Annotated in this window: 18 protein-coding genes and 4 tRNA genes; 8 read left to right on the forward strand and 14 right to left on the reverse strand. The window is 60.9% G+C overall.

Going from position 1 to position 23,896, the window contains the following annotated elements; genetic code table 11:
* The first annotated feature begins 11 nt into the window (after nt 1–11).
* From GT495_RS05540 to dinD, 3 genes are all read left to right on the forward strand, one after another.
* On the forward strand, nt 12–1,016 hold the full coding sequence (locus GT495_RS05540; protein WP_161161875.1) for a GGGtGRT protein: 1,005 nt from the start codon (nt 12–14) through the stop codon (nt 1,014–1,016).
* Nucleotides 1,017–1,288: 272 nt separating this feature from the next.
* A complete protein-coding gene (locus GT495_RS05545; protein WP_161161877.1) occupies nt 1,289–2,815 on the forward strand; it encodes an FAD-dependent oxidoreductase in 1,527 nt (508 codons plus the stop codon).
* 161 nt (nt 2,816–2,976) lie between these two features.
* On the forward strand, nt 2,977–3,837 hold the full coding sequence (dinD, locus tag GT495_RS05550; protein WP_117778426.1) for a DNA damage-inducible protein D: 861 nt from the start codon (nt 2,977–2,979) through the stop codon (nt 3,835–3,837).
* Between the two features lie 260 nt (nt 3,838–4,097).
* On the opposite strand, the gene GT495_RS05555 is transcribed toward dinD, so the two are convergent.
* The 3 genes from GT495_RS05555 to GT495_RS05565 form a co-directional block, all read right to left on the reverse strand.
* A tRNA-Lys gene (locus tag GT495_RS05555) sits at nt 4,098–4,173 on the reverse strand.
* A gap of 43 nt (nt 4,174–4,216) precedes the next feature.
* Nucleotides 4,217–4,292, reverse strand: a tRNA-Lys gene (locus tag GT495_RS05560).
* A 22-nt stretch (nt 4,293–4,314) separates the two neighbouring features.
* Nucleotides 4,315–4,391, reverse strand: a tRNA-His gene (locus GT495_RS05565).
* A gap of 166 nt (nt 4,392–4,557) precedes the next feature.
* Here GT495_RS05565 and GT495_RS05570 point away from each other — a divergent pair.
* Together GT495_RS05570 and GT495_RS05575 are read left to right on the forward strand one after the other, a co-directional pair.
* Nucleotides 4,558–5,739, forward strand: a complete 1,182-nt coding sequence (locus tag GT495_RS05570; protein ID WP_156063046.1) for a pyridoxal phosphate-dependent aminotransferase — start codon at nt 4,558–4,560, stop codon at nt 5,737–5,739.
* 139 nt (nt 5,740–5,878) lie between these two features.
* Nucleotides 5,879–6,172: an ROK family protein gene (locus GT495_RS05575; protein ID WP_240128115.1), complete on the forward strand. Its 294-nt coding sequence runs from the start codon at nt 5,879–5,881 to the stop codon at nt 6,170–6,172.
* Nucleotides 6,173–6,188: 16 nt separating this feature from the next.
* Here GT495_RS05575 and GT495_RS05580 read toward each other — a convergent pair whose 3' ends face one another.
* The 4 genes from GT495_RS05580 to argS form a co-directional block, all read right to left on the reverse strand.
* On the reverse strand, nt 6,189–6,638 hold the full coding sequence (locus tag GT495_RS05580; RefSeq protein ID WP_161161879.1) for a VanZ family protein: 450 nt from the start codon (nt 6,636–6,638) through the stop codon (nt 6,189–6,191).
* A gap of 7 nt (nt 6,639–6,645) precedes the next feature.
* Nucleotides 6,646–8,100, reverse strand: a complete 1,455-nt coding sequence (locus GT495_RS05585; protein ID WP_161161882.1) for a hypothetical protein — start codon at nt 8,098–8,100, stop codon at nt 6,646–6,648.
* A 312-nt stretch (nt 8,101–8,412) separates the two neighbouring features.
* On the reverse strand, nt 8,413–11,016 hold the full coding sequence (gene rho / locus GT495_RS05590) for a transcription termination factor Rho (protein ID WP_370457600.1): 2,604 nt from the start codon (nt 11,014–11,016) through the stop codon (nt 8,413–8,415).
* A gap of 530 nt (nt 11,017–11,546) precedes the next feature.
* Nucleotides 11,547–13,400, reverse strand: coding sequence for an arginine--tRNA ligase (argS, locus tag GT495_RS05595; protein WP_161161883.1), 1,854 nt, complete (start codon nt 13,398–13,400; stop codon nt 11,547–11,549).
* Between the two features lie 342 nt (nt 13,401–13,742).
* Here argS and GT495_RS05600 point away from each other — a divergent pair, with 342 nt between their 5' ends.
* Nucleotides 13,743–14,228, forward strand: coding sequence for a CarD family transcriptional regulator (locus GT495_RS05600; RefSeq protein ID WP_161161885.1), 486 nt, complete (start codon nt 13,743–13,745; stop codon nt 14,226–14,228).
* Between the two features lie 353 nt (nt 14,229–14,581).
* Nucleotides 14,582–15,340, forward strand: a complete 759-nt coding sequence (locus GT495_RS05605) for a transposase (protein ID WP_161161887.1) — start codon at nt 14,582–14,584, stop codon at nt 15,338–15,340.
* A gap of 170 nt (nt 15,341–15,510) precedes the next feature.
* Here the strand turns inward: GT495_RS05605 and GT495_RS05610 are convergent, their stop codons facing one another.
* Nucleotides 15,511–16,110: an HD domain-containing protein gene (locus tag GT495_RS05610; RefSeq protein ID WP_161161889.1), complete on the reverse strand. Its 600-nt coding sequence runs from the start codon at nt 16,108–16,110 to the stop codon at nt 15,511–15,513.
* 171 nt (nt 16,111–16,281) lie between these two features.
* Nucleotides 16,282–17,568, reverse strand: a complete 1,287-nt coding sequence (locus tag GT495_RS05615; protein ID WP_161161891.1) for a glutamate-5-semialdehyde dehydrogenase — start codon at nt 17,566–17,568, stop codon at nt 16,282–16,284.
* Nucleotides 17,569–17,681: 113 nt separating this feature from the next.
* Between GT495_RS05615 and GT495_RS05620 the strand changes: the two genes are divergently transcribed.
* Entirely contained in the window at nt 17,682–19,100 is a 1,419-nt protein-coding gene (locus tag GT495_RS05620) for an alpha/beta fold hydrolase (protein ID WP_161161892.1), read from the forward strand.
* Nucleotides 19,101–19,254: 154 nt separating this feature from the next.
* Here the strand turns inward: GT495_RS05620 and proB are convergent, their stop codons facing one another.
* The 5 genes from proB to GT495_RS05645 all read right to left on the reverse strand — a co-directional run bounded on the left by proB (nt 19,255) and on the right by GT495_RS05645 (nt 23,764).
* Complete coding sequence (gene proB, locus GT495_RS05625; protein WP_161161894.1) at nt 19,255–20,382, reverse strand: glutamate 5-kinase; 1,128 nt, start codon at nt 20,380–20,382, stop codon at nt 19,255–19,257.
* A gap of 80 nt (nt 20,383–20,462) precedes the next feature.
* Nucleotides 20,463–21,968 carry a nicotinate phosphoribosyltransferase gene (locus tag GT495_RS05630; protein ID WP_161161895.1) on the reverse strand — a complete coding sequence of 502 codons (1,506 nt, stop codon included), beginning with the start codon at nt 21,966–21,968 and terminating at the stop codon, nt 20,463–20,465.
* An 81-nt stretch (nt 21,969–22,049) separates the two neighbouring features.
* Nucleotides 22,050–22,508, reverse strand: coding sequence for a hypothetical protein (locus GT495_RS05635; protein WP_161161897.1), 459 nt, complete (start codon nt 22,506–22,508; stop codon nt 22,050–22,052).
* A 63-nt stretch (nt 22,509–22,571) separates the two neighbouring features.
* Nucleotides 22,572–22,644: transfer RNA gene (locus GT495_RS05640), tRNA-Ala, on the reverse strand.
* A gap of 181 nt (nt 22,645–22,825) precedes the next feature.
* Nucleotides 22,826–23,764: a radical SAM protein gene (locus GT495_RS05645; protein WP_161161898.1), complete on the reverse strand. Its 939-nt coding sequence runs from the start codon at nt 23,762–23,764 to the stop codon at nt 22,826–22,828.
* Nucleotides 23,765–23,896 lie beyond the last annotated feature (132 nt).

Consider the following 23,896-nt stretch of genomic DNA (forward strand, 5'->3'; position numbering starts at 1 on the left):
GGGAAATAACTATGACTGTTACGTTCGAAGGTTACGAGCGCCGCGCTGACAAGATCAACAAGTGCCTCGCCGACAACGGCATCGCCTCCCTCGAGGAAGCTCTGCAGATCTGCACCGAAAAGGGCTTCAACCCGCGTGAGATCGTCAACAACACCCAGTCCATCGCCTTCCAGAACGCCGAGTGGGCCTACACCCTCGGCTGCGCTCTCGCTGTCAAGCGTGGCGCCAAGACCGCTTCTGAGGCTGCCGCCATCATCGGCGAGGGCATCCAGGCCTTCACCGTTCCGGGCTCCGTCGCCGAGGACCGCAAGGTCGGTCTGGGCCACGGCAACCTGGGCGCTATGCTGCTCTCCGACGACACCGAGTGCTTCGCCTTCCTGGCCGGTCACGAGTCCTTCGCTGCCGCTGAGGGCGCTATCGGCCTGGCTCTGAACGCCAACAAGGCTCGTAAGAAGCCGCTGCGCGTTATCCTCAACGGTCTGGGCAAGGACGCTGCTCAGATCATCGCCCGCATCAACGGCTTCACCTACGTGAAGACCCAGTTCGACTACTTCACGAGCGAGCTCAAGGTCGTCGAGACCATCCCCTACTCCGATGGTCCCCGCGCCGCCGTCAACTGCTACGGCGCCGACGACGTCCGCGAGGGCGTTGCCATCATGTGGCACGAGAACGTCGACATCTCGATCACCGGTAACTCCACCAACCCCACGCGCTTCCAGCACCCCGTCGCTGGCACCTACAAGAAGGAGCGCCTCGAGGCTGGCAAGAAGTACTTCTCCGTCGCTTCTGGTGGCGGCACTGGCCGTACCCTGCACCCGGACAACATGGGCGCCGGCCCTGCCTCTTACGGTATGACCGACACCATGGGCCGTATGCACTCCGACGCCCAGTTCGCCGGTTCTTCCTCCGTGCCTGCGCACGTCGACATGATGGGTCTCATCGGCATGGGTAACAACCCCATGGTCGGTGCCACCGTCGCCTGCGCTGTCGCCGTCGAGGAGGCCCTCAAGGCCTAATCGCGTCCGCGCGATGCTCATAAAGTTGAGCTTAGGAGCCGCTATCCACCCGGGTAGCGGCTCTTTTTTATCCCTCCCTCAGTTGCGGTGAAATAGTTCCTAAACAGCCGCCCCATCCTTCCAAACAGGAACTATTCCACCGCAACTTCTTAGCGGCATGAAAGTATCGGTAACGCCCACCTGCCATATTTGCCCTTTACCGATTTGCCGAGTCTTTGCGGCCCCATTGCCGATCACCCGTGCGACAATGCGCCGGACGAGAAAGGAATCAGATGGAATCGACTGATGTACTGGTAATTGGATCTGGCATTGCGGGCCTTTGCGCCGCCATAGAAGCAGCACGCGCGGGCGCAACCGTCACTGTGGCAAGCGCCGGCAAGACTATGAGTGGATCGAGCTTCTTCCCGGGCACCTGGGGCCTCGGCCTCATCGGTCCCACCGACACGGCCGACGAGCAGGACCTCATCGACACCATACAGGCCGTCGGCGGCGGTGTCGCCGACCTCGAGCTTGTCCAGACGTTTGTGCACGGCATTCCCCAGGCGATTGACTGGCTCGAGCAAGACTTAGGCGTTGAGCTCCAGCGTCCGCAAAGCGCTGAAAGTGCTCAGCAAAAGCAGTTTATCCCCTGCTTTGACCACAAGACGCGCATGTGGCGCGGCCTCACCCGCAAGCCCCTTGAGGACGCTCTGACAACCCGGATCGAGTCGCTCGGCATTCGCCTGCTCCCCCGCCATGAGCTTATCGACCTTGTTGAGGACGCGAACGGCAGAATCACAGGAACCGTGCTATACGACCTCACCGAAGATCGAATCGTGCCCTTTGCTGCCAAGGCCACGATCATCGCAGCCGGCGGCACAGGCGGCCTGTTCGAGCGCAGCCTCACGTCGGCTGATGTGCTCAGCTCCTCGCAGGCCATCGCACTGGCGCACGGCGCATCGCTTACTAATATAGAGTTCATGCAGATGATGCCCGGCTTCATCGAGCCCAAACGAAACCTTGTCTTTAACGAAAAGACCTGGCGTTATGTCACGTTTGATCAACCGGTCGATATTGCTGACGAAAAGTTGGACGATCTGCTCGAGCAACGCTCTGGATATGGTCCCTTCACGTCACGCTTGGCCTCCCGCGCCATCGATCTTGCCATCGATCAAGCAGGTGCAGAGTGCCTGGCGCTCCACTACGACTTCCCCCGCGAGGACGTCCCCGAGTTTGTGCAGACCTTTGCCACCTGGCTGCAAGACGAGCACGGCATCGCGCCGACCGATGAGATGCGCGTGGCGATGTATGCCCATGCTGCCAACGGCGGCATCAGGATCGACAAGACCGCGTACACGGGCGTTGAGGGCCTCTATGCTTGCGGCGAAGCGACAGGCGGCATGCACGGCGCCGACCGCATCGGCGGTCTATCGAGCGCCAACGGCATCGTGTTTGGACGCATCGCAGGCGCATCGGCAGCCCAAGCAGCACAGAAAGAGCCTGCGGCAGCCCTAAAGGCGGACATCCCCCTCCCCCAGTACGGCATTGCCAAAACAGATGCCGAACGCCTGACTCACAGCCTTAAGCACACGATGAGCACCTATTGCATGATCAGCCGCACCAAGACGGGCCTATCCAAGGCGCTGCAGGGGCTTGAAAGCCTGCAAGACAATGCCATGGCACTGAGCAAGCCGCATGCCAATGACAGCGAGATCGCAGCCCTCGCCCGCCTACAGTCACAGATTCAGCTGGCAACGGAGATGGCCAAAGCTATGCGCAAGCGGACTAAAAGCTTAGGTTCGCACTATCGAGCAGACTAAGCTGAGCACCCCTCTAGAGCAGAACACAACTAATCGATATCTATGGGCCCCGTGAGCTCGAAGTGGCACGGAGCCCATTCGTGTCCGCGCGGGCAAATATACTCATTCTGAATACGGAGTCGGCATAGTCTACGTAGACAAACGAACAGAAAGGAAGAGATATGGACAGCAGGGATATCGAGAAATGGCGTGTCAAACTTGACAGCTACGCCCATGTAGAAGACGGCGTTGAGTATTGGCTCGCACGCGATTTAATGGAGCCCCTCGGATACACCCAATGGCGTAATTTTGAGACTGCGGTTAAGAGATCCATGGCATCGTGTGACACCAATAAAATGCCTGTTGCCGCCCATTTTGCTGAAGCCAGCAAAATGGTAGATGCCGGCATCGCCAAACGAGCCGTAAAAGACTACAAGTTGACACGCTACGCATGCTATTTAATCGCCCAAAACGGAGACCCAAACAAGCCGGAGATCGCGCTCGCACAGGCGTACTTTGCCGTGCAGACGCGCCGCCAAGAGCTCATAGAGCAGCGCTTCGCAGAGATTCAGCGCTTGCAGGCGCGCCACTCGCTATCCGATTCAGAGAAACAGCTCTCGGGCATTGCGTTCAAACGCGGCGTGGACTCCAAAGGATTCGCGATCATCAAGTCGAAGGGCGATGAAGCGTTATTCGGCGGCAGAAGCACGGCGGAAATGAAGCAGCAGCTCGGCGTACCCAAGAGCGCGGCATTGGCGGACAGGTTAGCCGATGTCCTCATCAAAGCAAAGGACCTTACGAACTCGATGACGGCCTTCAACGCCGAGGAACACGACCTGTACGGTCTGGACCAGATCAAACAAGAGCACGTCGAGAACAACACAAGCGTGCGTGGCAGCCTCATCGACCGCGGAATTGTCCCCGAGAACCTACCACCTGCCGAAGATACAAAAAAGCTCGAGCGTCGCGTGAAGGCAGACGAGAAGAAACTCAAGGAGGGTACTGACGGTTTTACCGATCCCCAAGGTAGACTTGATTTGTGAAAGCGGCCGCGCCCTTGCGGGTTCGACCCCATGCGAGGTCAACAAAAAAGCGACCAGCCGAAGCCAGTCGCTTTAACATGCTTTGGGTGGGCCGTCAGGGGGTCAGCCTGCTGCGCAGGCGGCCGCTGCGGCGCTCAGCGCCTTGCGCGCTGCACTGGTAAATGCTTACGCATTTCCTCAGCTCCGCGCCCTTGCGGGTTCGACCCCATGCGAGGTCAACAAAAAAGCGACCAGTCGAAACCAGTCGCTTTAACATGCTTTGGTGGGCCGTCAGGGGGTCGAACCCTGGACCTTGGGATTAAGAGTCCCCTGCTCTACCAACTGAGCTAACGACCCAAAGCTAAAGTCCGTAATAGCGGACTTTAGAGGAGATATCGTGTGGTGGGCCGTCAGGGGGTCGAACCCTGGACCTTGGGATTAAGAGTCCCCTGCTCTACCAACTGAGCTAACGACCCGATATCAACACAAAGCAAGAACTGGGGTGGGTAAAGGGACTCGAACCCTCGACCTACGGGACCACAACCCGTCGCTCTAGCCAACTGAGCTACACCCACCGTGTCCTGTGCGCTTCGCGCTCGACTATTATTGCAAGGAACGCCATGCGATGCAAGCCCCAATTTTCAAGAATTTTGAAAAGAGTTTTTCGAGCGTGTTTCGAGCAATTCCCACCGGTTTCATAGGAGTAAACTTGCCCCACTGCAAATGCTCGAAAGGACAAGCATGAAAGAACTCTCCAACCGTACGGCGACATTTACCGATTCGGTCATCCGCCGCATGACGCGCATTTCCAATAAGTACGGCGCCGTCAATCTCTCACAGGGCTTCCCCGACTTCGATCCTCCGGCGCGGCTGCTCGAGAGCCTCAGCACCATCGCGACCGACCCCAAGCCGCTCTATCACCAGTACTCCATCACTTGGGGCTCCCAGGCCATGCGCGAGGCGCTCGCGGCCAAGCAGGAGCACTTTATGGGCATGCCGATCAACCCCAACGAGAACATCGTAGTCACATGCGGCTCCACCGAGGCCATGATGGCCGCCATGATGACGGTTACGAACCCCGGAGACAAGGTCGTTATCTTCTCGCCGTTCTACGAGAACTACGGTGCCGACACGATTCTCTCGGGCGCCGAGCCCATCTATGTGCCGCTCAACCCGCCCACGTTCGACTTCGATCGCGAGGTGCTCGAGGCTGCCTTCCGCGATAACGAGCCCAAGGCAATTGTCCTATGCAACCCGTCCAACCCCTGCGGCAAGGTCTTTACGCGCGAGGAGCTCACTTTTATCGCCGACCTGTGCAAAAAGTACGACGCCTACTGCATCACTGACGAGGTCTACGAGCACATCGTCTATGCGCCCCACGAGCATGTCTATATGGCCACGCTACCCGGCATGTTCGAGCGCACCATCAGCTGCAGCTCGCTGTCCAAGACCTACTCCATCACCGGGTGGCGTCTGGGCTACACCATCGCCCCGGCCGAGATTACCGAGCGCATCAAGAAGGTCCACGACTTCCTCACCGTGGGTGCCGCCGCTCCCCTGCAGGAAGCCGTCGTGACCGCCCTCAACTTCGACGACAGCTATTACGATGAGGTCCTCGACCTCTACACCGCCAAGCGCGACCTGTTCTGTCAGGGACTCGACAGCATCGGTCTTGAGCATAATGTGCCACAGGGCGCCTACTACGTCATGATGGACATCTCGGAGTTTGGCTACGACAGCGACCTCGACTTCTGCGAGGATCTCGCTTCCAAGGTTGGCGTGGGCGCCGTGCCGGGCTCAAGCTTCTTCCGCGAGCCCGTCAACCACCTGATCCGTTTCCACTTTGCCAAGCGAGACGAAACGCTCAACGCCGCACTTGAGAACCTCAAGTCCCTGCGTGATAAAATCAAGCCGCGGGGGTAAGGACAGCCCAACAACTAAAAGCACCAAAGAAACCTCGCATCCTCCGTTGGACTGCGAGGTTTCTTTTTATAGCGCTTTCTTAATTATTTTAGAGCGCTATACTTTAGACGTAAAGCAACTCGCCCAAGAGAGGGACGCTATGGCAGAGCAGCAGCTTATCGGGGCGCTCGAGGCCGGCGGCACCAAGATGGTATGCGCCACGGGCTATGCGGACGGCACGGTCCTGGAACGCGAGCAGATCGTGACCACAACCCCGCAGGAGACCGTCGAGGCCGTCAACGCACGGTTTGCCGACAAGGGCATCGCCGCCTTGGGCATCGGCGCCTTTGGCAGTAGGCGCGCCAAAGGGGCGCCGCACCGTCCAGCGATCCCATCCTACGGGATAACGCCGCCACGCCCCGTAAAAGCCCCCAAACAAAGAAAGGCCGCCTAGGACCAAACAATGTGTCCTAGGCGGCCTTATTGGCACATATGAGCGATCGTAGAAGATATCGAAGCACAGCGCCCGTCACCGCTCCGCAGCAGTCGATCATCACGTCGGTGATCATACCGGCGCGACCGGGCACAAAGAGCTGAATCGTCTCATCAATCGAGGGAACCAGCAGTAGGAAAACCGCCGTGGGAAGCAGCACATCAAAGGTGCGACGGCCCTCGATATCGAAAGCGTGCGTCGCCAGAATGCCGAGCACCATGTACTCGGTAAAATGCGCGCACTTGCGAACGACGAAGTTGGTCACCCACTCATACGGAAGCCCCACGCCGTGCAGAAGGCCGCGAACGGCCTCCATAATCGACAGGCTCAATGAACCGGACCCCGTGCCGGGAACCATCGAATTGCCCCAGATAAGCAGCACCATCAGGCAGGTCGCGACCGCCCATTTTCGATCGAGTTTAAGCATAAAGAAGTTATGCCTCCGCACGGAGCGGCTCAAAGCTGGCAGTGCCACCCTCGATAACACTCAGATAGGCACGGCCCGTGCGCCTTACCGCTGCAGACTGCAGGCGGTCGATCTCCTCCTCGAGAATCTGATTGACGCGCTCGTGACGACGGTTCTCCATGATGCCAGCAGCGATGGCCTCGGCACGCTCGATACCTTCGCGCGAGATGCGGGCGGTATCCTCGGGGAACACGGCGCTGTGGCGACCAACGTAAGCGGGGGCAGCGGGCTGAGGAGCAGGCATAGACACCGGAGCGGCAACGGGAGCAGGCTCGACGACCTCGTCCAAAATTGCGGCAGCGGCTGCCCACATGCCCTCGTGGCCCGAATAATCGGCCATGGGGACGTCTTCTTCGGGAGTCGCATCGACAGGCTCGTCGACTGCGATGGACCGGGACGCGGAGGCCGGGGCATCGACCACATACGGCACGTCGTTCGAGATGACCGGCTCGTCAAGGTCATCGAGATCGATAGCCGCCGCAGAGGCGTCGTTGATGATCGGCATGTTGGCAAGGTTCACGTTGTACGGCACCGCCTCCGCCGCCTGCCGCTGTGCAGGAGCGCCCCACAGTGAGCTTTCGGCAGCACGGCGGGCGGCAATAGTCTCCTCGTCGACGGCCAGCGGCTCGTCGGCGTAGGAGTCAACGGCGGTGGCGGCAGCCGGAGTCACGGGCACGGCGGTGTCATACGTAACAGATTGAGCGGCGGCGTTGTTGGCGGCGTTAGCCACGAGCGCCACAAAGGCGGCCGTGCTGCCCGCAGGGGCGGCATGAGAGCCCGAGACGGCGCGCGCGGCGGCAGCGATGTCATCGCGGTTATAGGAGCCGGTCTTACCGCCGTAGGTAAGCTCGTCGATGGCGACCTGGTACACATCGCGCGAGCGCGCGGGATCGCAGCTGACCGGCGAATCATCGTCGAGCATGCCGTCGATCATGGACCAGGCATCGGCCTCGCTCATGGCATCCGCGGCGCGAGCGATGGTGGGGACACCGTCGTCCGTATGAAGCCGCTGGAAAGCACCAGTCAAGCCGGAGAAAACCGAAGAGGGCTGCGCGGCGTCTGCCGGAACGGCAGGAGCCGCAGTAGCAACACCCTGAGGGGCAGCCCACTGCTGTTGGGCGGGCATCGAGGCGGTCTGGGACTCATTTTGATGCTCGTTGACGTTCGCAGCGCCACCCATGGCATCGGGCTGGAATAGGTGCTCAGCATGCTGCGTGCGATATTCAGAAATGCCGAGCGAGGCGGCATAGATACCAACGCCCGCCACCGCACCCACGGCAAAAGGAACAGCGCCCGCGACGACCGTCTCGTTCACCGACGAAAACGGCAGCGTGGCAGCATACATCACCACGGGAGCGGCAAGGCCGATTCCGCAGGAAAGTCCAGCAAGGACTACTCGTTGTGTTGCATCAGAAGAAGCCATGAGCTCTCCCCATCTTCCAGCACCCAAATCGCATCATTCAGTTGGCTGCGCGAGAGAAGATGAAGCGGGGCTATGCCCCAAAGCAACGGTATATGGTTCGTTTCATCTGCGTTTTCCGTCGCGAAGCTTAACAGCTATTATGCGAAACCCCCTTGGGGATTGCAAGCGACGAAGCGGGATTGAAACGGGAAAATAGCTGCTTGCCGGTCATGAGGTCAATAATCGTAGGCGAGCGGCTATACGAAAAGGGCCAGGATCTAAACCCCGGCCCTTCTGGCATGTCTATGGTTGTTGGCGCGTGCAGCGGACGGCCTAGAACGTCTGCTCGTAATCGCTGTGCTTTTTTGCCGAACGCACCAGGAACTCCTGGTTTGTATTGGTGCCCTTGAGGCCCTTGATAAACGACGCGGCCGCGCGCTCGGTATTGTTCATGCCGGCGAGGATACGGCGCAGGCCGAAGACAAACGGGCGCATCTGCTCGTCGACCAGCAGGTCCTCGTTGCGCGTGCCCGAGGCAACGGGATCGATGGCCGGGAAGATACGGCGGTCGGCCAGATCGCGGTCGAGCTTGAGCTCCATGTTGCCGGTACCCTTGAACTCCTCAAAGATGACCTCGTCCATCTTGGAGCCGGTATCGATGAGGGCGGAAGCCAGGATGGTGAGCGATCCGCCGTTCTCGATGTTGCGGGCAGCGCCCAAGAAACGCTTGGGTGGATACAGGGCCGCCGAATCGACGCCGCCCGACAGGATACGGCCCGAGGCGGGAGCGGCCAGGTTGTAGGCGCGGGCAAGGCGCGTGATGGAGTCGAGCACCACCACGACGTCGCCACCCAACTCCACGATGCGCTTGGCACGCTCGATCACGAGCTCGGCCACGCGGGTATGGTTTTCGGCGGGCATATCGAAGGTCGAGGCCACGACCTCGCCCTTGATGGAGCGCTGCATGTCAGTGACCTCTTCGGGGCGCTCGTCGACAAGCAGGCAGATGAGGTGCACCTCGGGATTGTTGATCGAGATAGACTGGCAGATCTTCTTGAGGATCGTGGTCTTGCCGGCTTTTGGCGGTGACACGATCAGGCCGCGCTGGCCCTTGCCGATCGGCGATACGATGTCGATGGCGCGACCGGTGATGGAATCCTTGCCGTGCTCCATACGCAGAGGCTCATTGGGATAGACCGGGGTAAGGTCGCCAAACTTGGGGCGGTTACGTGCCTGCTCGGGATCAACGCCGTTGACGGCCGTGATCTTGGCGAGGCCGGCGCGCTTGTCGCCGCCGCGCGAAGGACGCAGCGAGCCCTCGATCACATCACCCGTACGCAGGCGTGCGGAGCGGATGAGATATGCGGGCACGAAGGCGTCATCGCTGGACTTCATGTAGCCATGAGCGTGGATGATGCCGGAGCTGTCCGGGCGAATCTGCAGAATGCCCTTGATATCGCGGAAGCCCTCGGCCTTCGCAGCGGTGATGTAGATTTCCTCGACGAGCTCGGCCTTCTTCTTGCCGGTCGTCTCGATCTCGAACTCCTTGGCCTTTTCGCGCAGCTCGGCGACCTTCATGGCCGCGAGTTCCTCGCGCGAAAGCGTGGGCTCGGTCGGAGCGGCATTGCGCTCCTTGTTGCGCTGCTTGCGATCGCGCTGACGGTTGCGGCGATCGTTGTTGCGGTCGTCCTTGCGCTCATTGCGCTCGTCGTTGCGCTTGTGCTGACGGCGGTTGGGGCGGGCGCTCTCGTCGGTCTCGGCGGGAGCGGCACCATCGGTTGCGGCGGTGTCAACATTGGCCGCAGCGGCATCATTGGCCTCGGCACCGAAATCGACCTGCGCTTCGACATCAGCCTGCTGCTCGGACGCCTTGGCCTTAACGGACTTCTTGCGACCGCGCTTGGGCTTCTCGGACGCAGGCTGTTCGGCGTCCTGAGGCTCGGCGGCATCAGTCGATGTATCGGCGGTCGTCTCGGCGGAATCCTCGGACGCACCCTTCTTGGCAGCCTTAGCCTTGGACGTGCGCTTAACAGCGGTGCGACGGCTGCGACCGGGACGGACGTCGGCGGGCTCGCCCTCGACGGGTGCTCCGGCCTCGGTGGCAACGACTCCCTGGGCAGGAGCATCGGCGACGGGCGCGGGCACGGCGGTCAACGCGGCGTCCTGAGCTGCGGCTGCTGCAGCGGCGGCAGCCCTCTCGGCCTCGACGAAGGCCTTGGGCTTGCGGCCGCGACGGTGCGGGCGAAGAGCGGGATCGACGACGGGAACCTCATGGGCCTCGGCAGGTGTTGCAGACTCAGAGGGCTGCGCACCCTCCCCTACCGCAGAACGAACCGGAGCTTCACCGGACTCTTGAGCCGCCTGCTCAGCATCCTGCTGAGACTTGGCCGCACGACGACGCGTGCGCGGAGCCGGCTTCTCGGTCGGCTGCCCCGCGACAGGGGCCTCGGTGGCCGCAGGCGCCTCGGAAACGGCCGGCGCTGCAAACTCGGCCAGTGCCGCGACCTCGCGCTCAGCAGCACGGCGACGGGCGCGCACAACCTGAGCCTCGCTGATTTGTGCCAGCGCACGGGCCTGTGCAACCTCATCGGAAATCGGTGCGGAGGAATCGGCAACGGTGTGTTTGGTTCGCGTCGCGCGCGTGACGCGACGCTTGGGCTTGGCAGTCTCCTCGCCGGCAGCGGCGGGCTTAGGCGCACGGCGCGTGCGCTTGGGCTTTACGGGCGCGGCATCCTCTTCGGCGGCAGGGGCAACTCCCTCGCCAGCGACAGGCGCGACCTTCTCAGCCGATGCGGGCGCAGGCGTCGGAGCGGCCTTGGGGGCCTCAGGAACCGAGGCCTGCACCGGCGCAGGCATCACGACCTGGTCCGACGCAACCGGTGCAGCGGGAGCGGTTTGCGCCGTCGTTATTTCGTTTTCTTGCTGTTGATCAGACACAGTGTTTGCTCAACTTTCTTTTCAAGCCCTGTGATCACATGCTCCCTGCATATACCTTCAGGGCGGCTAAACAGTCTAGTTCCGTACAAAACGACGGACATCATTGATCTGTATCGAGATGATTGCGTTATATACGCAGAGTTAGTGTAGCACAACCGCAACCACCTGCAACTTAGTCATTGGGGACGTTCTTAAACGACTAGCCATCAGGGACACTCTTTGGTTTACCACCCACAAATCAGACCGCCTCCGCCAAAACTCTGGCGGTTTACTACGTTGAATCGCTCAACCGCGACCACTCCGAAACCTGTTGAACTAAAACCGCAGGTAGATGCCTTGCACTTTTTAGCGAAAAGCCGGCGTGGTTGGAAATTCTCAATTCATCGTAGTAAACCGACATAGTTTCGTAGTTCAAGCAGTTCCAAATTCGTCAATACGTCGGCGTTTGTGAAAAAAAGCCCGACCTCCGTGGGAGATCGGGCTTTCGAGGCTAAGTTAGACCAAGCCTGAACGGTCAAATGACCCGCAGATTACATCTGCTCGGGCGCGGAAACGCCAACGAGGGTCAGCACCAGGGCGAGCGTCACGCGGACAGCGTCGCAAGCGGCCAGACGGGCGCGCGAAAGCTCGGGGTCGACGGGACGGCCCTCGCTCGGCAGCACCTGGCAGGCAGCATAGAAGCTGTGGAAGTCGCCGGCGAGCTCCTCGGCAAAGTGCGTCAGACGGAACGGGGCGCGGTCGCGAGCGCAGCTACCGATAAGGTCGGTGAGCTCGTTGAGCTTGCGCGACAGGGCGAGCTCGGTCGGGTCGGCCAGCAGCGAGTAATCGACGTTCTCGCCAAGGGCTTTCTCGGCGACGGCCTCCATGCCCATCTCGGCGGCCTGCTCGGCGGTGACGTCGGCGGCGCGACGCAGGATGGAGCACACGCGGGCGTGAGCGTACTGCACGTAGTACACCGGGTTGGAGTTGTCGCGTTTCTTGACGGCCTCGATATCGAAGTCGACCATCTGGTTGGAGCTCTTGGAGATGAGCGTGTAGCGGGCGGCGTCAGAGCCGACCTCGTCGACGAGTTCCTGCAGGGTCACCATGGTGCCCTTGCGCTTGGACATACGGACGGGCTTGCCGTTGCGCAACAGATTGACGAGCTGGCCCAGCAGAACCTCGAACTTGCCGGGGTAACCGAGAGCGTCGCAGACGCAGCGGACGCGCTCGATGTAGCCGTGGTGGTCGGCGCCCCAGATGTCGATGACGTGGTCGACGCGCTGGAACTTGTCCCAGTGATAGGCGACGTCGGAGGCGAAGTAGGTGTACTCGCCGTCGGACTTGATCAGCACGCGGTCCTTGTCGTCGCCCAGATCGGTGGAGCGGAACCACAGGGCGCCGTCCTTGGTGTAGAGGTAGCCCATCTTGTCGAGCTTCTCAAAAGCACGGTCGACGGCAGAGGTGCCGGCGGTCTCGCCCTCGGTGTCCTTCACGTACAGGGAGCGCTCGGAGAACCAGCGGTCAAAGTCGCAGTTGACGGCGTGGCAAAGGTCGCGCATGTTGTCGACCATCTTTACGTAGCCGCGCTCGCGGAAGCTCTCCATGCGATCCTGCGGATCGGCCTCGACCCACTTGTCGCCGTCGGTGCGCCAGAACTCGGCAGCCTCGTCGATGATGTAATCGCCGCCGTAGGAGTCCTTGCCCAGAGTCTCGGCAAAGTTGTCCTGGTAGGGATGGGTCTCGGGGTGCTCGTCGCCCTCATCGGCGACAAAGGCATCGCGGTCGGCGATCAGAATCTTGTGAGCTTCATCAATGTCCACGCCCTGCTTGGCGATGATGTCGGCAAGCTGCATATAACGCGTGCTGATGGAGTTGCCGAAGGTGTTCATCTGAGAGCCATGGTCATTGATGTAGAACTCACGCTGGATGTCGTAACCAGCGTGGTCCATGACGCGGCAAAGAGAATCGCCCAGCGCGGCCCAGCGGCCATGACCGATGTGCATGGGGCCGACGGGATTGGCGGAAACGAACTCGACCTGAGTCTTCAGGCCACCACCGACGTTAGACTTGGCGAAGTCCATGCCTTTCTCGCGGGCCTCGCCAAAAATGGCATTCTTGACGGCAACGGAGAGGTAGAAGTTGATGAAACCGGGGCCGGCGATCTCGACCTTCTCGATCGCGGGGTCCTCGGGCATATGGGCAACGACGGCCTCGGCGATCTTGCGCGGGGCGCAGTGAGCCAGCTTGGCGGACTTTAGGGCCATGGTGGAGGTCCACTCGCCATGAGAAGTGTCAGCCGGTCGCTCGATGGCGCAATCGTCAAGTTCAAATGCGGAAAGGTCGCCGGCCTCCTGGGCCGCAGCGAGCGCAGCGCGTACCAGTTCTTCAATCTTCTCGGGCATAGATCCTCCTTGTGTTAAAGCCCCCGAGCTCTTGGTCACTCGTAGGGCAAAAGCCAGAGTTTGTAGCACTCTATCACAAGCGACGCACACTGTCGCAGGGTAAAGCCAATCGATATTGCATATGCACAAAAATGACTACTGCCTACGATGAGTCACTCAAAGATGGCGGTCTGCCTGCAGATTATGCACGCGTTGGAACTGCATTAACATGTGAATGAGCGGTGCATTTTATCGAATACTCTTACCTATCGGAGTTGTGTGCTTTTCCTGCATAAAGTGAATGTTTGCGCACGTCAGCGTGGTATTCTAGTCATACGCAAATTCGTATAAGTTGGAGGTAGCATGTTCTCAATCGGTCAACACGTCATTCATCCGGGTCAGGGAGTCTGCACCGTCGTCGGTTTTAGGGACGACACGCCGCAGCCCATGCTGTTGCTCGAGACCAAGCAGGGGCATGCTCAGACGGTCCTTATGTATCCCGTGGCGCAGGCCGACCGTTTGCATTCCGCTATCTCCCAGCAAGATGCCGAGCATCTGCTGAGCCACTTTAACGAGCTCGAGTGCGACACCTTTACCGAGCGCAACAGCTCGCTCGAGGAGGCGCACTTTAAGCAGCAGCTTAAGCTGGGCGCACCCGAGACGGTCCGCGTGGCAAAGACCATAATGCACCGCATTCGCCAGGCCGAGAAAGCCGGTAAAAAGCCCAGCTCATACTACATGCGCGTGCTCAAGGAGGCAAAGCGCCGCTCGGTTGAGGAGTTCGCCGTCGCTCTGGGCGTCACCGAAGAAGACGCCGAGGCCTGCCTAGCGCAAGCCGCCCTCAACTAACCCGCCAAAAAGGGACAGGTTTATTTTGGCAGGTTTTATCTGGCCAAACGTCAACAAACAATTAGTAAATGGCCGGGCGCTCCGTTTTGTTTTGAACGCCCGGCCATTTTTCTATCGCCGCAGAAATGCTTGAAGCCCATTTGCGCTGACATCACGCGAGGGCCATCCAGATCAACGTAACCAAAGCACGCATTCACAACAAGCGCGCGTCTTGCTCAATTACCATTAAAAAGCATCAATTTGAAAATGCAATAACATTTCGGCAGGTAGCAGCTATAGTCGGTGAACTGAATCTCGACAACCGAAGCCTCCAAATGAGGTATCTTCAGCCCATCCAAGCTAAAGGAGGGACCATGCCGAGAAAGCCTCGTTCAAAGTCACCAACCGGTTATTTCCACGTCACATTGCGCGGAAACGGAGGACAATTGCTGTTTGACGGTGACGAGGACCGAATCGCTTTGCTTCACGTCCTCGACGCAATCCTCCCTAAACACAATATTGAGCTTATCGCTTGGTGCCTTATGGGAAACCACATCCATCTCCTCATCGACGATCCGGACGACCGCAAGAGCGACGCGATGCACGCGATAGCCGTGTCGTTTGCGGGAAGATATAACGCGCGAATGGGGCATATCGGACACGTTTTTCAGGAGCGCTTTTGGGATTCGCCGATTAAATCGGAAGAGTATTTGCTCGAGGCAATTCGATACATTCATTTGAATCCACAAAAAGCAGGACTGGCGGCATACGACGAATATCCGTGGAGCAGCCATCGCGAGTATCTGATGAGCACCAGGTCACGGCCGCATATCACCGGCAGCGTTATCGACGCATTATTCCCGACACCTCGTTCATACCTTCAACTCATGGAAAGCACGCCGTCGCTTCCCTATCGCCCCAGCGCAACAGCCAAGGTACGCGAGGAAGATTTATGCGAATTTGGCGCGGCAATCGTGCGGAGTGTCGCAGGATGCGCCCCTACGGAACTTAAATCCGTCTCCAAGGCACTTCGCAATGAGGCGATACTCACGCTACGGAAAGAAGGGCTAACGATTAAGCAGGTTCAGCTGCTGACCGGACTGGGAATATGGATTATCAAGAATGCGGCCTAGCGTCGCGTTTGCCGAATTACGGAAACGGCAAAGCATGGCTGCCCGCCGCGAGGCGCCGCCATTCGCCGATGTCGTCATGTCAAAAAGAAAACGCTTCCGCTGAATAACGTCCAACGGAGGCGTTTCCGCAGATAAAACCTGCCAAAATAAACCTGTCCCTTTTTGGCAGGTTAGGCCTGGAAGGTGTCGCGGTCGGGGGCGAAAGACTGCATGGCTGCGATGGTGCGGTCGAAGAGCTCGGGAAGCTCCCAGCCCAGCATCTCGGCACCCTGTGAAATTACATCGCGCGAGCAGCCGGCGGCAAAGCGCTTGTCCTTGAATTTCTTTTTGAGCGACTTGGTCGTAAAGTCCATGACGCTCTTGCTCGGGCGCATGATGACGGCGGCGCCGATCAGGCCGGTGAGCTCGTCGCAGGCAAACAGAATCTTTTCCATCTGCAGCTCGGGCTTGGGCAGCGAAGAGTTGAAATCGGACGTGTGCGTCTGGATGGCACGGATAAGCTCGGGAGTCGCACCCTCACCCTCGAGAATCTCGGCAGCATAGATGGTGTGGTTTATGGGGTCGTCCTCATGCTCCTCCCAATCCAGGTCGTGCAGCAGACCGACGATGCCCCAAAAATCTTCGTTTTCGGGGTCGAACTCGCGCGCAAAGTAGCGCATGGTGCCCTCGACGGTCTCGCCGTGCGTGATGTGGAACGGGTCTTTGTTGTGCTCGTTGAGCAGTTCAAACGCGCGGTCTCGGGTGATTCCGGCAGTAAGCGTCTGGGACATGGTCGATACCTCCAGTTACGTCAGTGCAAAGTCACAGCATCGATATCGTATATCGCCGTGGCGAAAGTCGAAAGGCCGAAAAGGCGCGCGGAAAACATGCCGGGCGAACGTGTCGCCCGGCAAAACCGCAGATAAAACCTGCCAAAATAAACCTGTCCCTTTTTGGTAGGTTTAGGGACGAATCTGGCCGGTGCCGCGGAGCTTGTATTTGTAGGTGGTGAGGGCCTCGGCGGCAAAGGGGCCGCGGGCGTGGAGCTTTTGGGTCGAGATGCCGATCTCGGCACCCAGCCCAAACTCACCGCCGTCAGTGAAGCGCGTGCTGGCGTTGGCGTACACGGCCGAGGCATCGACTGCATCCAGGAAGCGCTCGCAGGCATCCTCGTCCTCGGCAACGATGGCCTCGGAGTGCATGGTACCGTAGCGGTTGATGTGGGCGATGGCCTCGTCCTCGTTGGTCACGACCTTCACGCTCATCTCGAGCGCCAGATACTCGCGGCCCCAGTCCTCCTCGGTCGCAGCCACGTAGTCATCGCCTTCGGCAAGCCCAGCGTCGGCGCATGCGGCGCGCGTGGCCTCGTCGCCGTGAATCAGCACGCCGTGGTCGTGCAGCACGGCAACGACTGCGGGCAGGAAGCGATCAGCAACGGCACGGTCGACCAGCAGCGACTCGGCGGCATTGCACACGCCCACGCGCTGGGTCTTGGCATTGACGATAATGTTGAGCGCCTTGTCAAAGTCGGCGGATTCATGCACGTAGATATGGCAGTTGCCCGTGCCTGTCTCGATCACCGGCACAAGCGACTCGCGCACGCAGCGCTGGATCAGGCCCGCACCGCCACGCGGAATGAGCACGTCGACGATGCCGCGGAGCTTCATGAGCTCGCCGGTGGCCTCGCGGTCGGTGGACTCGATCATCGAGATAGCCTCGCGCGGGAAACCCTTGGCCTCGAGTGCATCGGCCAGCAGTTCGGCAATCATGGCACACGAGTGATAGGCCAGCGAACCGCCGCGCAAAATGCAGGCGTTGCCGGTGCGGATGCAGATGCCCGCGGCATCGGCCGTCACGTTGGGGCGCGCCTCGTACACCATGGCGACCAGGCCCAGCGGCACACTCACGCGGGTGAGGTCCACACCGCTTGCAAGCACGCGATGGTCGAGCACGCGCCCCACGGGATCGGGTAGCTCAGCGAGCTTCTCCAGGCCGGTAGCCATGCCCTCGACGCGCTCGGACGTCAGCAGCAGGCGGTCGAGGAGCCCCGCCGAGGTCCCCGCATCGCGCGCGGCGGACATATCGAGCCCGTTGGCGGCAATGATGGAATCAGCGCCATCGCGCAGCGCCGCGGCCATGGCGCGCACGGCCTCCTGGCGCTGAGCATCGCTCGCCGTGGCAAGCGCGCCCGAAGCGGCCTTGGCCTCGACGGCAAGATCGTGAACGTAGGTGGTTATATCGACCGACATGGACGGCCCTTTCTCTTGGATGTTTGCCAACCATGGTAGCCGATTTATGCGCATCCTCGCTGACGGCGGTAGAATTGGTCAACCCGAAACACCGCAATGAACGGAAGTACCGCATGGCCCTCATCACTTCGTACCACGTCCCCGGCCTCTATGTCGAGGACCACAGCATCGATGTCCCTCTCGACTGGCGCGGCCTTGAGCCAATGCTTTTGGCCGTCGGCAGCACCATGCGCCGCGGCGCCATGCCGGCGCCCATCGCCGGTGCGCCCGAGAGCATCAAGCTTTTCTACCGCGTGGTCTGCGCGCCCGACCGTATCAACGACGACCTGCCGCTCCTCCTCTTTTTGCAGGGCGGCCCCGGCGGCGAGAGCCCGCGTCCGCTCTCGCCCACGAGCGATGGCTGGATCGAGGAAGCCGTCAAACACTTCCGCGTCATCCTGCCCGACCAGCGCGGAACGGGGCGCAGCAACTGTGTAGACGGGCGCATGATCGCAGCTCTGGGCGAGCGCGCGACGGCGGCCGGCTCCGATGCCGCACGCTCGCAGGCGGACTTCCTCAAGCGCCACCTCGCCGGCTCCATCGTGCGCGATTTTGAGTACCTGCGCCTCGTGGGCTTTGGCGGCAAGCCGTGGGTCACGCTCGGCCAAAGCTACGGCGGCTTTTTGACGCTGAGCTACCTGTCGCTCTTCCCCGAGGGCGTAGCGGCAAGCTTTACCTGCGGTGGCATCCCCCACGTCCCGGCGAGCGCCAGCGAGGTCTACGCGCACACCTTCCCGCGTATGGCCGCCAAGACGCAGCAGTATTACGACCGCTATCCCGCCGACCTCGAGCGCGTGGCGGCTCTTGCCGATGCGCTTGAGGAACAGAAGCCCGTGCTGCCCGACGGCTCGCCAATGACAGTCGAGCGCCTACAGCTCATGGGCAGCGACTTTGGCATGAAGCCGAGCTTTGAGCGCATGCATTGGATGATCGATCACGCGTTTGTTGACGGTGACGGCACGCTGAGCTGCGGCGCCTCAGTATCCGATAGCTTTTTGATGCGCGCCTTCGAGCGCACCAACACGCATACAAACCCGCTGTACTGGACGCTGCAGGAGTTCATCTACGCCGACGGCGACACCATGCCCATTCGCTGGGCCGCGGCAGAAGAGAAGGCCCATCGTTCCGAGTTCGACACCCTCGCGCGCCCGCTCATGTTTACCGGCGAGGCCATGTTCCCGTGGATGTTTGAGCAGATGCCCGAACTTAAGCCCTTCAAGCCCGCGATGGATCTGCTGATGGAAGACACCAGCTGGGACAAGATCTACGACCCGCAGCGCCTAGCCTGCAACGAGGTGCCACTCCAGGCCGCCGTGTACTTCGATGACATGTACGTGGATTCGGGCCTGCAGCTCGACACGCTCAGCCGCGTGGGCAACTCGCACGCCTGGGTGACCAACGAGTTCGAGCACGACGGCCTGCACGGCAGCGTGGTATTCAAACACCTCTTCGACGAAGCCCTCAACCGCGGAGACCTGCGCCGAATCTTCTAGCGAAGGAGTGTCCCCAACTGCCGACACAATAGGAACGTCCCCAAGTGCCGGATAAGTACCGGCAATGACGATGCCGCATGTAGAGGACAGAAAGCGAAAACGCCCCTAAACGAGTGGCTGTAAATCGTAGGTCGAACAAAAGAAGCGAGCGCCGTTAGGCAAATACAATCAAGTTGTCCCTATGGATCGCGGGCTTCTCGGCCAGGTCTGCCAGCAGGCGGTTGCTGGCAATCTGGTCCTGACGGCGTCCGGCTGCAAGCTCCAGCACATCCGAATCGGCCTCGGCGATACCGCGGGCGACGACCATACCGCTCGGATCGCACACATCGAGCACATCGCCCTCGGCAAACGCGCCATCGACCTGGCGAATACCCACCGCGAGCAAGGACGAGCCACGGCTGACCAGCGCCTTCGCGGCACCGTCGTCAACCGTTACCGAGCCATGTGCCTTGTCACCCAGCGCGATCCACAGCTTGCGCGGCGCAATGTCCAGGCGCTCCGCCGGCGGATCGAACAGAGTCCCCACGCTCTCGCCACGGGCCAGGCGCACGAGCGCATCGGGCTCCTCGCCCGAGCAGATCACGCTCTGAATGCCAGCCGTCATCAAAATGCGACTCGCGCGGATCTTGGTGATCATGCCGCCCGTGCCCACCGAAGTCGAAGAATCGCCCGCCGAGGCGATGATCTTGGCGTCGATCTTATGCACGACCGGGACGAACTCGGCCGTGGGGTCCTCATGCGGATTGGCGGTATAAAGGCCATCGATGTCCGAGAGCGTCACGCACAGATCGGCAGAAACCAGGCAGCTTACAAGCGCCGCCAGCGTGTCGTTGTCGCCGAACTTGATCTCATCGACGGTAACGGTGTCGTTCTCGTTGACGACCGGCACCACGCCGAGCTCCACGAGGCGCAGCAGGGCGTCGCGCGCGTGCAGGTAGGACGTGCGACGGGCCGTATCGTGGCGCGTGAGCAGCACGAGCGAGGTGAGCAGGTCGCGCACATGGAACTCCTCGTCGTAAGCCGACGAGATGATGCACTGACCGGCCGAGGCGCAGGCCTGCAGGCTCGGCAGGTCACCGACCGGCTTGCGGTCGAAGCCCAGCACGGGATAGCCACAGGCGATAGCGCCCGAGCTCACCACGACCAGACGCCAGCCGAGCTTGCGCAGGGCTGCGGCCTGATCGGCAAGCCCGCCGATAAACGCGCGGTTAACCTTACCGTCGGCGCCCACCACCGTGGACGAACCGATCTTTACCACCATCGTTTTATAAGAAGTCGTCATACGTCAAACCAATCAACTGTTCAGCGAACGAGCGAACGGGCGAGCAAGAAAATGATCCGTTTTCCTCCGTCCCCCTCGGATCATTTTGCCCAGGGGAAGGCGGATGCCGCGGCCATGTTCTTGCGCACGAGCTCGTCGCGTACCCGAGCCAGGCCCTGCTCCATGCCCACCACGTAGGTCTGCGGGTACAGGAAGCGCTTGTAAGCGGCGTCCAGATGATCGAGCGCCCAGGCACAACGCTCGCGCGCGTCCTCGATGCTCTCGCGCGGAGCCACCGCACTGCCATTGCGCACGATCGGCACCAGCAGCTCACGATACTCGAGCTCGGACACATCGGTCACCAGCGCCGCATCGTTTACAGCCACGAGGGTGTTGCCGCGCGCGGCGCCCTCCCCCGCCAGATGGTCCTCGTCATAGATCATGTCGCAGATCGGGCCGCCAAAGCCGTCGTAATAGCGGCGCACGCGCTGCACGCCGGGGATCGTGCGCTTGTAGGGCTGCTCGGAGAGCTTGACCACCGGCGTCCACGGATCTGCCTCACTCGCACGGCGGGCGGAAAGCTTGTACACGCCGCCCAGCGCCGGCTGGTCATAGCAGGTCGCGAGCTTGGTGCCCACGCCAAAGCTATCGATGGGCGCGCCCTGGTCGAGCAGCGACTGAATCGTGTACTCGTCCAGGTCGTTGGAAACCGAGATCCCCACATAGGGCAGGCCCTCGGCGTCAAAACGGCCGCGGACATACTTGGACAGCTTGGCGAGGTCACCCGAGTCAATGCGAATAGCCGACAGACGCTCGCCCACCGCCTCCATCTCCTTGGCAACCATAATGGCATGCTCGCAACCCTCGCGCACGTCGTAGGTGTCGATGAGCAGCGTACAGTTCTTGGGACTCGACTTGGCAAAAGCCCGGAATGCCTCGAGCTCGGAATCGAAGCTCATCACCCAACTGTGCGCATGCGTGCCAAAGACGGGAATACCGTAGCGGCGCCCGGCAAGCACGTTGGACGTAGAGGAGCAGCCGGCAACGTAGCTCGCGCGCGCGACGGCCAGGCCGCCATCGGGACCCTGGGCGCGGCGCAGGCCAAACTCGGCCACGGGGCGGCCGTCCGCCGCCAGCACCACGCGCGCCGTCTTGGTGGCGACAAGCGTCTGGAAGCCGACGATGTTGAGCAGCGCGGTCTCGAGCAGCTGGCACTCCAGCGCGGGGCCGGTGGCGCGCACCATGGGCTCGCGCGGATAGACAAGCTCGCCCTCGGGGACGGCGTCGATATTCACGTGTGCACGAAAATCGCGCAGGTAGTCGAGGAATCCGGGCTTGAACATCGCGCCGCCGGCCGGGGCCTGGAGCGAGGCGAGGTAGTCGATATCCTCGGCCGCAAAGCGAAGATTCTCGACCAGCTCGGGCAGCTCGGCGGTGCCGCACATGACGGCGTACGCGCTGCCAAACGGATGGTCGCGGTAAAACGCCGTAAAACAACCCTGCTCGTTGGCCTTACCGCTCTCCCACAGGCCCTGGGCCATAGTGAGTTCGTACAGGTCGGTGAGCATTGCGATGTCGGCAGGATGCGAGATGTCGGTCAAAGCCATGGGGCGACCTTTCGGATGCGTTGTGCAGAGGCTGAGGTTGGGCGAGACAGACGTGCGGGCGTGAAGCCCAGCGCGAACAGGTTAGTGCAGGCCCATGCTACCCGTGATCGTGTAGACCATAAAGATGACAAATGCGAGGAGGGCGAGCACGATGATGATTTTTTGAGCCGGCGCCATACCGGGAATCTCGTTCTCACCCGTAGGCTCCTTGGAGGTAACCATGCGCTGGGCAAAGGTCATCTCGTCACGGCTCGACTTCGGCTCGACGGACTTGGGGCGAGCGGCCTTTTTAGGCTGAGGTTTGGGTGCGGTGGGCGCGGGCTTCGCGGCGGCGGGCTTGGGTGCGGGCGCAGGTGCCGGTACGGCTGCGCCCTTCGCAGCAGCCTCCTCGGCCTTCTCGCGCTCGGCACGCAGGGCGGCCAGCTCCTCACGCTCGCGGCGTGCCTCTTCCTGGGCCTCGCGACGAGCCTTCTCGGCGCGGAGCTCTTCCAACTCGGCGCGCTCCTCGGCAGACAGTGGTTGGGACTCAAGCTCGGCCATGGTATAGCCCTTTCTTTTAAAAAAGCCGCCGACACAATGTCAGCGGCTTATCAAATCCAAGGGTGGAGACGAAGGGAGTCGAACCCTCGGCCTCTGCCATGCGACGGCAGCGCTCTCCCAACTGAGCTACGTCCCCAAGACAAGTTGTTATTTTACCTACGGCTCGCCAACTGTCAACGCCCAATACCCAGTCTTTTTGGGACGGAGCTGTTTTGACTACCATTCGCCCGATGATTTTTCTGGGACGGGGATTAAAAAATCATTTGGTACATGATGATTTTTTAATCCCCGTCCCAGAAAAATCATCGGCGAACGCGCTACTTTGCGCTGGTGAGGACGCCGGTGGTATCGAAGGCCGGGGTAAAGCTCTCGTCTACCGCGCCGCCCTCTTGCCAGAACATCGTCGTAAAGCCCAGGTCATCGGCATGATCGAGCACCTGCTCGTACTCCTCGCGCGTCACGGCGCGTGCCAACTCGCCGCCTTGCTCGCGCATGAGCGCATTGGGCGTGTACTGGTTCATGACCGAGATCGGCACATCGCCCACCGTCTGCCACACCAGGTCCAGAACGCGGCACGAATCGTCCGCATGTCCCGGCAGCACCAGATGACGCACGATCATGCCGCGCCTCATGAGCCCGTCCTCGTCCACCAGCTCTCCCCCGCGGCGCTCGATCTCGCGCGCCATTTGCGCCAGGCCCGACACGGCCACACGTGGGTAGTCCTTTATATGAGAGAGCGACTGCGCAAGCGCCGCATCAGCATACTTAAAGTCGGTAAGCCACACATCGACCAGATCGCCGAGCGCCGCCACGGCACTCGCACGCTCATAACCGCTCGTGTTGTAGACGATCGGGATGTCCAACCCGCGCTCCCGTGCCGCGGTAATCGCGGCCGGCAGCAGGTGAGCATAATGCGTCGCAGTCACGAGGTTGATATTGTTGGCGCCCTGGTCCTGCAGCTCCAGCATAATCTCGACCAGGCGCTCGGGCGAAATCTCAAGCCCAAAATTGCCCGTCGAGATCTCGTGGTTTTGGCAGTAGACGCATTTGAGCGAACAGCCGCTAAAGAAAATCGTGCCCGAGCCGGCCTCGCCCGAGATGGGCGGCTCCTCCCACATATGGAGCGCCGCGCGGGCGACCTTAAGCGTGTCGTCGGCGCCGCACACGCCGTGCGCGCCCTCGTCGCGTGCCGCGCCGCAACGGCGTGGACACAAATGGCAGGCGGGCGAAAAAAGTTCGGTCAACGACGTCGGCATAAAACCATGCTCCAAAACAACGATTCAGCAGCTCAAACGTAAAGGCCCGGACCGCACAGACGACTCGAGCCCCAAGGCGCCGTAATCGTCCGACACGATTTTTGTAATGTCAAGACTGGAATCAACAAAGTG

Origin of the sequence: Collinsella sp. BIOML-A6, assembly GCF_009875845.1 — a bacterium.
Lineage (GTDB): Bacteria > Actinomycetota > Coriobacteriia > Coriobacteriales > Coriobacteriaceae > Collinsella > Collinsella aerofaciens_H.

Coding starts and splice junctions, on each gene's coding strand:
- GT495_RS05540 (WP_161161875.1), top strand. CDS start 12: ATGACTGTTACGTTCGAAGGTTACGAGCGCCGCGCTGACAAGATCAAC.
- GT495_RS05545 (WP_161161877.1), top strand. CDS start 1,289: ATGGAATCGACTGATGTACTGGTAATTGGATCTGGCATTGCGGGCCTT.
- dinD (WP_117778426.1), top strand. CDS start 2,977: ATGGACAGCAGGGATATCGAGAAATGGCGTGTCAAACTTGACAGCTAC.
- GT495_RS05570 (WP_156063046.1), top strand. CDS start 4,558: ATGAAAGAACTCTCCAACCGTACGGCGACATTTACCGATTCGGTCATC.
- GT495_RS05575 (WP_240128115.1), top strand. CDS start 5,879: ATGGCAGAGCAGCAGCTTATCGGGGCGCTCGAGGCCGGCGGCACCAAG.
- GT495_RS05580 (WP_161161879.1), bottom strand. CDS start 6,638: ATGCTTAAACTCGATCGAAAATGGGCGGTCGCGACCTGCCTGATGGTG.
- GT495_RS05585 (WP_161161882.1), bottom strand. CDS start 8,100: ATGGCTTCTTCTGATGCAACACAACGAGTAGTCCTTGCTGGACTTTCC.
- argS (WP_161161883.1), bottom strand. CDS start 13,400: ATGCCCGAGAAGATTGAAGAACTGGTACGCGCTGCGCTCGCTGCGGCC.
- GT495_RS05600 (WP_161161885.1), top strand. CDS start 13,743: ATGTTCTCAATCGGTCAACACGTCATTCATCCGGGTCAGGGAGTCTGC.
- GT495_RS05605 (WP_161161887.1), top strand. CDS start 14,582: ATGCCGAGAAAGCCTCGTTCAAAGTCACCAACCGGTTATTTCCACGTC.
- GT495_RS05610 (WP_161161889.1), bottom strand. CDS start 16,110: ATGTCCCAGACGCTTACTGCCGGAATCACCCGAGACCGCGCGTTTGAA.
- GT495_RS05615 (WP_161161891.1), bottom strand. CDS start 17,568: ATGTCGGTCGATATAACCACCTACGTTCACGATCTTGCCGTCGAGGCC.
- GT495_RS05620 (WP_161161892.1), top strand. CDS start 17,682: ATGGCCCTCATCACTTCGTACCACGTCCCCGGCCTCTATGTCGAGGAC.
- proB (WP_161161894.1), bottom strand. CDS start 20,382: ATGACGACTTCTTATAAAACGATGGTGGTAAAGATCGGTTCGTCCACG.
- GT495_RS05630 (WP_161161895.1), bottom strand. CDS start 21,968: ATGGCTTTGACCGACATCTCGCATCCTGCCGACATCGCAATGCTCACC.
- GT495_RS05635 (WP_161161897.1), bottom strand. CDS start 22,508: ATGGCCGAGCTTGAGTCCCAACCACTGTCTGCCGAGGAGCGCGCCGAG.
- GT495_RS05645 (WP_161161898.1), bottom strand. CDS start 23,764: ATGCCGACGTCGTTGACCGAACTTTTTTCGCCCGCCTGCCATTTGTGT.